The sequence below is a fragment of the Rhodococcus gannanensis genome, from assembly GCF_042681175.1.
In the GTDB taxonomy this organism is placed as follows: domain Bacteria; phylum Actinomycetota; class Actinomycetes; order Mycobacteriales; family Mycobacteriaceae; genus Rhodococcus_G; species Rhodococcus_G gannanensis.
In genome coordinates this window covers 413,646-422,532 of sequence record NZ_JBHUFB010000020.1, presented here as the reverse complement: position 1 = coordinate 422,532, position 8,887 = coordinate 413,646, and the positions used below count along the sequence as shown (strand labels likewise).

The following is an 8,887-nucleotide window of genomic DNA, read 5'->3' as shown; positions in this document are numbered from 1 at the left end:
CCTCGGCAGTACTGCCGAGGACACAGCGCCGTTCGTGTCGTCGGCGTGTCGGTCTTGACCTGTGAGTGTGTTGAACGGAAGCATCGCCAGGCCGCCCCCGTGCAGGCTCGTACGGAGGCTCGGCTCAGGCCCGCACCTCGACGAGAGACGACATCGACCATGTGGTTACGAAGAACGCTGCTCCCCGTCATCACCGCGGCGGTGACACTCGGCCTCTCCGTGGCCACCGCTGCCGGCACCGTGCCGGAGCACGCGACCACCGTGCCGACGCAGGACGGCGCCGCCGAGGCAGCCGTTGGTCGCCTCGACCACATCGACGAACTCGGTGACCGACGGTGGAGCGTCTTCGTGTACTCGCCCTCCATGGACAAGGTCGTCGAACTACAGGTCCTGCGTCCGACGGACACCAGCGAACCGCGGCCGACCCTGTACCTGCTCAACGGGGCCGGCGCCGGCGTGGACGGCGCCAACTGGATGAAGCAGACGGACATCGTCGACTTCTTCGCCGACAAGAACGTCAACGTGGTCATCCCGATCGGCGGCTACGGCGCCTTCTACACGGATTGGCGGCACGACGATCCGAAGCTCGGCCGCAACCAATGGGAATCCTTCCTGACCCGTGAGTTGCCGCCCGTCGTCGACGAGGCGCTCGGCACCAACGGCGTCAACGCGATCGGCGGTTTGTCGATGTCCGCCCTGTCGGTGTTCAACCTGGCCATCCATGCACCCGGTCTCTATCGCGGCGTGGCCTCCTACAGCGGGTGCGCCCGGGCAGGCGATCCCGTGGGGCAGGCGGCGATCCGGGGCATCATCGCGCGCGGCGGTGGGGACGCCACCAACATGTGGGGCCCGGTCGGTGATCCGGAATGGCTCGACCAGGACCCCTACGTCAACGCCGAGAAACTGCGTGGTCTCGAGCTGTACCTGTCGAGCGGCAGCGGACTGCCCGGGCACTACGAACAGCCCGGCGTGATGTGGCCGAACGGGTCACCACAGCTGACGAACCAGATCGTGATCGGCGGAGTGATCGAGGCCGCCGCCAACCTGTGCACGCAACAGGTCGCGCAGCGGTTCGCCGATCTCGGCATCCCGGCCACCGTCGACCTGGAACCGACCGGAACCCACTCCTGGGGCTACTGGCAGGACGACCTGCGCTCCTCCTGGCCGGTCCTCGCCCGCGCTCTGGACCTGCCCGCGTAGGGAGACTCGCCCCGTGTCGTCAGTCGGTCGCCGCCCAGGTGGAGCGGCTGGCCGCTTTGGCCTCGCGGGCAGCCGCCGTCGCGGGATGCACCGCGATCAGGCCGAGTCCGGCGCGCCTGCGGCAGTGCCGGACCAGTTCCTCGTAGGCGGGCGCTCCGAGGAGTTCGGTCAACTCGGGTCCGTAGCTCTGCCACACCGGCCGCTTGCCGACGTGCGCGTCCGGCGATCCGGAGCAGTACCAGTGCAGGTCGGCTCCGCCCTCGCCCCAGCCGCGTCGGTCGTACTCGGTGATCGTCGTCTTCAGGATCTGCTCGCCGTCGGGCCGGTCCACCCACTCCTGCGTACGGCGGATCGGCAGCTGCCAGCAGACGTCCGGCTTGACCTCGAGCGGCTCGATGCCCTTGCGCACCGCCATGATGTGGAAGGCGCAGCCCAGCCCGCCCTCGAACCCCGGGCGGTTCAGGAAGATGCACGCGCCCTTGTAGCGACGTGTCCGCAGCGCGGGCTCGTCCTCCAGGTCGTCCTCCTCGACGTACCCCTTCTTGCCGAGACCCTTGTCCATGAACTGCCAGTCCGCGGGCGTGAGCATCTTCACGCAACGGTCCAGCTTCTCGCGGTCCTCGTCGTCGGAGAGGAACGCGCCGTGCGAGCAGCAGCCGTCGTCGGGCCTGCCCTCGACGGTGCCCTGGCATGCAGGGGTGCCGAAAACGCAGGTCCAGCGCGAGAGCAGCCAGGTCAGGTCGGCGACGACGACGTGCTCGGGGTTCGCGGGATCGACGAACTCGATCCATTCGCGCGGGAAGTCGAGACCCACTTCGGGGGTCGGTGTCATGTTCACGGAGGGCGCGGTACTGCCTGCTGTCACAGTGCCCGACGTTAGACCCAGTACCGTGGTCACGTGCGGTTAGGGGTACTCGACGTCGGAAGCAACACCGTCCACCTTCTCGTGGTGGATGCGCACAGGGGTGCGCATCCCACGCCGATGAGTTCGACGAAGTCGACTCTGCGGCTCGCCGAGAACACGGACGACAGCGGCGACATCACGGAGACCGGGGCGAATCGCCTGGTCGCCGCAGTCGGCGACTTCGCCTCGATCGCGGCCACCTCGGGGTGCGGCGAACTGATGGCGTTCGCGACGTCCGCCGTCCGCGACGCGACGAACTCCGACGCGGTCCTGGCCCGCGTCCGAGAGGAGACCGGCGTCAACCTCGAGGTGCTGTCGGGGGTCGACGAGGCCCGTCTGACCTTTCTCGCCGTGCGCCGCTGGTTCGGGTGGAGCGCCGGCCGGATCATGAACTTCGACATCGGCGGCGGATCGCTCGAGCTGAGCTCGGGCGCGGACGAGGACCCCGACGTCGCGTACTCGCTCCAGTTGGGCGCCGGTCGCCTCACCCGCGACTGGCTGCAGTCGGATCCGCCGGGCAAGCGGCGCGTCGCGGTGTTGCGCGACTGGCTCGACGCCGAACTCGTCGAGCCCGCGAAGGCGCTACGCGCGGCAGGCGCCCCCGACCGGGTCGTCGGGACGTCGAAGACCTTCCGCTCGCTCGCCCGCCTCACCGGTGCCGCGCCCTCCACGGCAGGCCCGCGGGTGCGCCGGACGCTGACGGCCGCAGGTCTGCGTCAGTTGATCGCGTTCATCTCGCGGATGACGACGGCGGACCGCGCCGAACTGGAGGGCGTGAGCGCGGACCGGTCGCAGCAGATCGTGGCGGGCGCGTTGATCGCGGAGGCGACGATGCGGGCGCTGGCGGTCGAGGAACTCGAGATCTGTCCCTGGGCGCTCCGCGAGGGCCTGATCCTTCGCAAACTGGACACGGAAATGGGTGGGGAACTGGTGGTGGCGCGATGACGGAGAACACCGGGAGGACCGTGAACGCAGAGGACACCGGGCAGATCTCGGTCGCCGAACTGCTTGCCCGCAACGGCCAGCAGGTGCAGTCGCGCGGCGGCCGCCGCAGGCGCGGGGCCGAGGGTGGCATCAGCGTCGCGGAACTCACGGGCGAGCTTCCCGTCGTCAGCGACGCACCCACCCGGAACCGGCGCGCCGCACCGGATCCCGACGACGTGGTCGAGCCGGTGGCCGCACCGGTGATGGAGGCCGCCCTGGCGTGGCCGTCGGCGTCGGTGAGCGCCGCACCCGAGCCGGTCGCGGAAACGCCCGCGCCGGTGGCCGCGGCCGAGGTCGCCGCGGTGTCGTCGGCGTCGGAGTCGTTCCCGTCCTCGCTTCTCGACCCGGCCGCGGATCCCGTCGTCGACCACACCCAGTCGATCCCGGCGCTGCGCCGGGCGGTGCTGGCCAAGGCGGATGCCGACCGCAAGGCCGACGCGGATCGCAAGGCCGGTGTCGATCGCAAGGCCGAGACCGACCGCAAGGCCGAGGCCGACCGTCGGGCCGAGGCGGACCGCAAGGCGGAAGCCGACCGTCGGGCCGAGGCGGAGCGCAAGGCGGAAGCCGACCGTCGGGCCGAGGCGGAGCGCAAGGCTGCCGCCGACCGCGCCGCGCAGAGTGCGGCCGCGGCACCCACCGAGATCGCGCCGATGTCGATGCCCGCTCGACAGGACGAGGCCGCCGCCGAGCAGACGGCGATCGTGCCCGCGGTGACGAACCGGCCCGAGCCGCCCGCCACCGCGCCTGCCCCGAAGGTCCCCAAGGGGAAGTCGCCCGCGTCGGCTCCGGATTCGGACCGTCTCGACGCGGTCCGCGAACCCGCGCTGTTCACCGGTCCCAGCCTCGAGGCCGACCTGCTTCGTCAGGCCCGCAGCTCGCGCAACGAATCGCTCGAGGAGGCGCGGGCCCAAGTCCACACGACCGGCGAGTTCCCGCGGATCGTCGACGGCCCGTCGCACGACGACGAGCCGGCGGACGAGACCGAGGCCGACGCCGAGCCGGCGACGGCGCGCGAGCAGGTCGCCGGGGGCAACGCGGTCAAGCAGTGGGCAGTCCTCGCGGGACAGGCTGTCGTCGCGATCGTCGCGGGTGCACTGCTGTTCAAGGGCTTCGAGAAGCTGTGGGAGTCGTTGCCGTGGGTGTCGCTGGTCCTCGCGGTGCTGGTGATCGCCGGGCTGGTTGCGGTCGTGCGGATCCTGCGGCAGACCGAGGATCTGCTGAGCCTGTTGATCGCCGTGATCGTCGGTGTCTTCGTCACGATCGGTCCGCTCGTATTCGTTCTCAGCTCGAGCTGACGTGACCACAGGGGGAACGGGAGAGACGTTCGCCGGGGCACGTGGATCGGGTCGGATCCTCGTCGGGCTGTCCACCGCCTCGGTGTATCCGGAGAACACCGAGGCGGCGTTCGAGTACGCCGCAGACCTCGGCTACGACGGCGTCGAACTGATGGTGTGGGCCGAATCGGTGAGTCAGGACGTCGCCGCGGTGACCCGGCTGGTCCGCAAGTACTCGGTTCCCGTGCTCGCGGTGCACGCCCCGTGCCTGCTGATCTCGCAGCGTGTCTGGGGAGCGGACCCGGTGGCCAAGCTGGAACGCTCCGTGCACGCGGCGGAGGACCTCGGTGCCCGCACCGTGGTCGTGCATCCGCCGTTCCGGTGGCAGCGCCGCTACGCCGACGGGTTCGCCGACCAGGTCGGGGAACTCGAAGAGGCCAGCGGACACGTCGTGGTCGCTGTCGAGAACATGTTCCCGATGCGGGCCGACAGGTTCTGGGGCGCGAAGGAGAGATCCGCGGAACGGCTGGAGCGCCGCGGCGGACCCGGGCCGGGCGTGTCGGCGTTCGCGCCGTCGTACGACCCGACCGACGTCGGGCACCAGCACTACACGCTCGATCTCTCGCACACGGCGACCGCCGGGATGGACGCCTTCGCGCTCGCCGAGCGGATGGGCGGCGGCCTGACGCACCTGCACCTCGCCGACGGGCGGGGCGCCTCGGCCGACGAGCACCTCATCCCCGGTCACGGCTCGCAACCGTGCGCGGAGATGTGCCGGTCGCTGGCCGAATCCCCCTTCTCCGGGCACGCGGTACTCGAGATCAACACGCAGACCGCACGCACGCGCGCCGAGAGGCGTTCGATGCTCGCGCAGTCACTCGCGTTCGCCCGCGAGCATCTCGCGCGTTAGCGAGTTCAGAGAGCCGCGACGGCCGCGGCGATCGTCGCGATACCCGAGACGACGAGGCCGGTCACGAGCACGCCGAAGCCGATCCACACCGAGCGGATCCACCCGTTCGGTCCGGCCGGGTCGGTGCCCAGCACGGACAGGAAGAACCCGGCGGGGACGAAGATCGCCGCGGAGAGCACCAGGACGGACCCGGCGATCGACCACGCGTCACCGACGCCCGCGGCCTGGGTGAGCAGCGCGACGACGAGGCCGAGTGTCACCAGTACCCCGGCGTGGGCGTGGCCGGCGCGGAACATGGTCTTCTGGAGCGCATTCGCGGGTTGCCCGCCGGACACGACGCGAAGCATGAAGGTTCCGCCGAACGCGATGCCGACGACGGTGAGCAGGGTGATGCCGGTGACGAGAGCGAGAACGGGGTCCATGGCGGTTACCTCCGGTGGGCGAAGTACTCTCGAATCATTGGATAGAGAAGATATCCAATGATTGGATAGTATTGGTATCCAGTGATCAGGGTCAAGAGTCGGCGACGGAGGCATGTGATGCGGGTGTCCGAGCTGGTACAGCGCTCCGGCGTCCCACTCGCCACCGTCAAGTACTACCTGCGTGAAGGCGTCCTGATGCCGGGCGTCACCACCAGCGCCACGCAGGCCGACTACGGCGACGAGCACCTGCACCGACTCGCTCTCATCAAGGCGCTCGCCGGGGCCGGACTCCCGATCCAGAAGATCCGGCTCATCACCGCCCTCGTCGAGCATCCGGGCGACGACCTGCACGACACGATCGGTCGCGCGATCGCGGCCCTCCCGCCGTACTCCGATGCACCGAGGTCGGCCGATCACCCCAGGGCCCGGCGTGCCCTCGAACACCTCGGCCAGGTCTACGACCCGTCCTATCCGGCCGTCGAGCAGCTCGAGCGCGCCCTCGAGGCCGTCGAGAGCGTCGGTATCCCGATGACCGACGAACGTCTCGACGCCTACGGCAGACACGTTCGCGGCATCGCCGAGATCGACTTCGCACTCATTCCGACGGAGTCGGCGCAGGCGGCGGTCGAGTACTCGGTGCTCGGAACTGCGATCTACGAGCCGGTGATCGCCGCCATGCGCCGACTCGCACACCAGGACATCTCGGCGAAGCACCGGGAAGAGAACTCGAAGAAGGACACCGCATGACCGAACTCAAGACCCTCCGTTCGACCCGGCCGTTCACCGAACTGACCACCCTGACTCCGCTCGGTGACGGTGCCTTCTCCGCGCACATCGACCCGATCTGGACGATCGGGCCCAAGGTGCACGGCGGATGCATGATGGCCGCCTGCGCGGCGGCCGCGCGCGACGTCGTGCGGGCCGAGGGCGGTGCGCGCGAGCTGCAGCCGGTGGCGGTCAGCGCCAACTACCTGTCCGCTCCGGATCCGGGCGACGTCCGCCTGACCACGACGATCCGCAAGCAGGGCAGGCAGGTGTGCCTCGTCGACGTCGAACTGTGGCAGGACGATCGGCTGGCCGTGTCCGCCGCCGTGACCCTGGGCAGGCCCGACGTGGCCGAGCCCCGGCACCGCGAGCCGCTCGCCCTCGACGCCCTGCCCGCGGAGCCCGCCGCGGACTCGTCGGTGATCACCGACGGTCACCCGATGGCGGAGATCGTCCACGTGGCCAAGGGATGCGACCTGCGGGTCGATCCGACCGCGGCCCGATTCCTGACCGGTGAACTGGGCGATCCCGTCAATCGCATGTGGGCACGGCCGATGGCGGAGGACGAGGCGGACACGGACACCGCGGCGTTGTTCGCGATCATGCTCGGCGACATCAGTGCACCCGTCACGATGAACCGAGGCATGTTCGGCTGGGCACCCACGGTCCAGCTGACGACCTACCTGCGGCGACTGCCGGAGCCCGGCTGGATGCGCGTGATGGCGAGCGCCCAGGTTCTCGGCGACACCTGGTTCGAGGAGGACCACCTCGTGCTCGACTCCTCCGGTCAGGTGATCGTGCAGAGTCGGCAGCTCGCCATGATCCCGAAGGGCTGACACCGGCTCCCGAAGGGCTGGCACCGTTCGCTCCGACGGTGCATGGCAGGCTCTCGGTCATGACGAGAATCGCAGTGATCGGTGGCGGCAGGATCGGCGAAGCGCTGATCGCCGGACTGGCGAAGGCAGGGCACGCGGCCAAGGACCTGGTCGTCGCCGAGCAGTACCCGCCGCGCGCGCAGGAGCTGGCCGGCCGGTACGGGATCCGGGCCACTACCGTCGCGGACGCCGCGGACGGTGCCCACGTCGTGGTGATCGCGGTCAAGCCCGCCGACGTCGACGCCGTCATGGTCGAGCTCGGCAAGGTCGACCTCGACGGTGATCTCGAACAACTGATCGTGAGCCTGGCCGCCGGGATCCCGACGGCCCGGTTCGAGAGCAAGCTCCCCGCCGGATTCCCGGTTGTGCGGGTCATGCCCAACACGCCGATGCTCGTCGGTGAGGGCGTCTCCGCGATCGCGGCCGGTCGGTACGCGACCGCCGAGCACCTCGACACGGTGCGCGGGATCCTCGGTGCCGTCGGCCAGGTCGTCACCGTCCCCGAAGCCCAGCTCGACGCCGTCACCGCGGTGTCGGGGTCGGGTCCGGCGTACGTGTTCCTGGTGGCCGAGGCCATGATCGAGTCCGGCGTCGGGCTCGGTCTGACGCGGGCCACCGCGACCGAGTTGGTCGTGCAGACGCTGGTCGGTTCGTCGGCGATGCTGGCGGAGTCGGGGAGCACGGCCAACGAGCTCCGAGCCGACGTGACCTCGCCGGGAGGGACGACGGCCGCCGCGATCCGTGAGCTCGAGCGCGGGGGGCTTCGCACCGCGTTCAACGAGGCACTCCTCGCTGCGAGGGACCGTTCCGCGGCCCTCGGCGCAGCTCCGGAATGAGATTCGATATCTCACACCCGTCGCAGTAATCCCACCTGTCCCGTTAAGCTCGACTGCAGCACGTGCGTGTCTGTTCCGCCGGAGGGGAAGCCGGCGGCGCGACACGTGCCGGAGGTATGCAATCGATGGTGTCTACAAACAAGCCGAAGGGTGCGGGTCCGGAAAGCCAGCCTGTCCTCGGCGGCACGCAGTTCCTCACGGTCGCCGAGGTGGCCGCGTTGATGCGTGTGTCGAAAATGACTGTCTACCGACTGGTCCACGGCGGCGAACTGCCTGCCGTCCGGGTCGGCCGGTCGTTCCGCGTGCACGCCAAGGCCGTGCACGACTATCTGGAAACGTCGTACTTCGACGCCGGCTGAGGTCGGTTTCCGACCACCCGACTGTTCCCGGTACGATGTTGTTTCGTCGTGCCAGCCAGCCGGGTGTCGTCAGGCGCTGGGCTAGCGGATACGAGGCCACAGCGCCAGGTTGGTGTGTGTCGGCAGGCGGTGACTCCGATGGTGTCGCCACCGGCTGTACAGGCCAGAACGGACGTACGTCACCGGCGTGCGCAGGAACGCTAGAGAAGAACGTGAGGAACTCCCGTGGGTTCAGTGATCAAGAAGCGCCGCAAGCGCATGTCGAAGAAGAAGCACCGCAAGCTGCTTCGTAGGACTCGCGTCCAGCGTCGGAAACTCGGCAAGTAAGTCGCCCGAGTATCCGGGACTGCTCGCCCGT

General features: G+C 69.6%; 11 protein-coding genes. 9 read left to right on the top strand and 2 right to left on the bottom strand.

Features of this window, described 5'->3' with window-relative positions:
* Positions 1-159 precede the first annotated feature (159 nt).
* On the top strand, positions 160-1,200 hold the full coding sequence (locus ACFSJG_RS22830) for an alpha/beta hydrolase (protein ID WP_378487512.1): 1,041 nt from the start codon (positions 160-162) through the stop codon (positions 1,198-1,200).
* Between the two features lie 19 nt (positions 1,201-1,219).
* On the opposite strand, the gene ACFSJG_RS22825 is transcribed toward ACFSJG_RS22830, so the two are convergent.
* On the bottom strand, positions 1,220-2,032 hold the full coding sequence (locus ACFSJG_RS22825) for a DUF3109 family protein (RefSeq protein WP_378487925.1): 813 nt from the start codon (positions 2,030-2,032) through the stop codon (positions 1,220-1,222).
* Between the two features lie 66 nt (positions 2,033-2,098).
* Here ACFSJG_RS22825 and ACFSJG_RS22820 point away from each other — a divergent pair, with 66 nt between their 5' ends.
* From ACFSJG_RS22820 to ACFSJG_RS22810, 3 genes are read left to right on the top strand one after another with little or no spacing between them, the layout of a single operon-like run.
* The gene (locus ACFSJG_RS22820; RefSeq protein ID WP_378487511.1) at positions 2,099-3,049 is read left to right on the top strand and encodes a Ppx/GppA family phosphatase; all 951 of its coding nucleotides are present in this window, start codon (positions 2,099-2,101) and stop codon (positions 3,047-3,049) included.
* Positions 3,046-4,383, top strand: coding sequence for a hypothetical protein (locus tag ACFSJG_RS22815; RefSeq protein WP_378487510.1), 1,338 nt, complete (start codon positions 3,046-3,048; stop codon positions 4,381-4,383). Before ACFSJG_RS22820 ends, ACFSJG_RS22815 begins: the two co-directional genes overlap by 4 nt.
* Position 4,384: 1 nt before the next feature.
* On the top strand, positions 4,385-5,272 hold the full coding sequence (locus ACFSJG_RS22810; RefSeq protein WP_378487509.1) for a sugar phosphate isomerase/epimerase family protein: 888 nt from the start codon (positions 4,385-4,387) through the stop codon (positions 5,270-5,272).
* Between the two features lie 5 nt (positions 5,273-5,277).
* On the opposite strand, the gene ACFSJG_RS22805 is transcribed toward ACFSJG_RS22810, so the two are convergent.
* Positions 5,278-5,694, bottom strand: coding sequence for a hypothetical protein (locus tag ACFSJG_RS22805; RefSeq protein ID WP_378487508.1), 417 nt, complete (start codon positions 5,692-5,694; stop codon positions 5,278-5,280).
* Between the two features lie 117 nt (positions 5,695-5,811).
* On the opposite strand from ACFSJG_RS22805, the gene ACFSJG_RS22800 reads away from it, so the two are divergent.
* The 5 genes from ACFSJG_RS22800 (at position 5,812) to ACFSJG_RS22780 (ending at position 8,856) form a co-directional block, all read left to right on the top strand.
* Positions 5,812-6,441 carry a MerR family transcriptional regulator gene (locus ACFSJG_RS22800; RefSeq protein WP_378487507.1) on the top strand — a complete coding sequence of 210 codons (630 nt, stop codon included), beginning with the start codon at positions 5,812-5,814 and terminating at the stop codon, positions 6,439-6,441.
* Complete coding sequence (locus ACFSJG_RS22795; protein ID WP_378487506.1) at positions 6,438-7,295, top strand: thioesterase family protein; 858 nt, start codon at positions 6,438-6,440, stop codon at positions 7,293-7,295. The genes ACFSJG_RS22800 and ACFSJG_RS22795 overlap by 4 nt, the downstream gene beginning before the upstream one ends.
* A gap of 59 nt (positions 7,296-7,354) precedes the next feature.
* A complete protein-coding gene (gene proC / locus ACFSJG_RS22790; protein WP_378487505.1) occupies positions 7,355-8,170 on the top strand; it encodes a pyrroline-5-carboxylate reductase in 816 nt (271 codons plus the stop codon).
* Between the two features lie 125 nt (positions 8,171-8,295).
* Positions 8,296-8,529, top strand: coding sequence for a helix-turn-helix domain-containing protein (locus ACFSJG_RS22785; protein WP_378487504.1), 234 nt, complete (start codon positions 8,296-8,298; stop codon positions 8,527-8,529).
* Between the two features lie 225 nt (positions 8,530-8,754).
* Positions 8,755-8,856: a 30S ribosomal protein bS22 gene (locus ACFSJG_RS22780; protein ID WP_003402602.1), complete on the top strand. Its 102-nt coding sequence runs from the start codon at positions 8,755-8,757 to the stop codon at positions 8,854-8,856.
* Positions 8,857-8,887: the final 31 nt, after the last annotated feature.

Bases quoted from the DNA above. Each gene is read 5' to 3' on its own strand.
- ACFSJG_RS22795 (WP_378487506.1), top strand. From the start codon at position 6,438: ATGACCGAACTCAAGACCCTCCGTTCGACCCGGCCGTTCACCGAACTG.
- ACFSJG_RS22815 (WP_378487510.1), top strand. From the start codon at position 3,046: ATGACGGAGAACACCGGGAGGACCGTGAACGCAGAGGACACCGGGCAG.
- proC (WP_378487505.1), top strand. From the start codon at position 7,355: ATGACGAGAATCGCAGTGATCGGTGGCGGCAGGATCGGCGAAGCGCTG.
- ACFSJG_RS22805 (WP_378487508.1), bottom strand. From the start codon at position 5,694: ATGGACCCCGTTCTCGCTCTCGTCACCGGCATCACCCTGCTCACCGTC.
- ACFSJG_RS22800 (WP_378487507.1), top strand. From the start codon at position 5,812: ATGCGGGTGTCCGAGCTGGTACAGCGCTCCGGCGTCCCACTCGCCACC.
- ACFSJG_RS22785 (WP_378487504.1), top strand. From the start codon at position 8,296: ATGGTGTCTACAAACAAGCCGAAGGGTGCGGGTCCGGAAAGCCAGCCT.
- ACFSJG_RS22825 (WP_378487925.1), bottom strand. From the start codon at position 2,032: ATGACACCGACCCCCGAAGTGGGTCTCGACTTCCCGCGCGAATGGATC.
- ACFSJG_RS22830 (WP_378487512.1), top strand. From the start codon at position 160: ATGTGGTTACGAAGAACGCTGCTCCCCGTCATCACCGCGGCGGTGACA.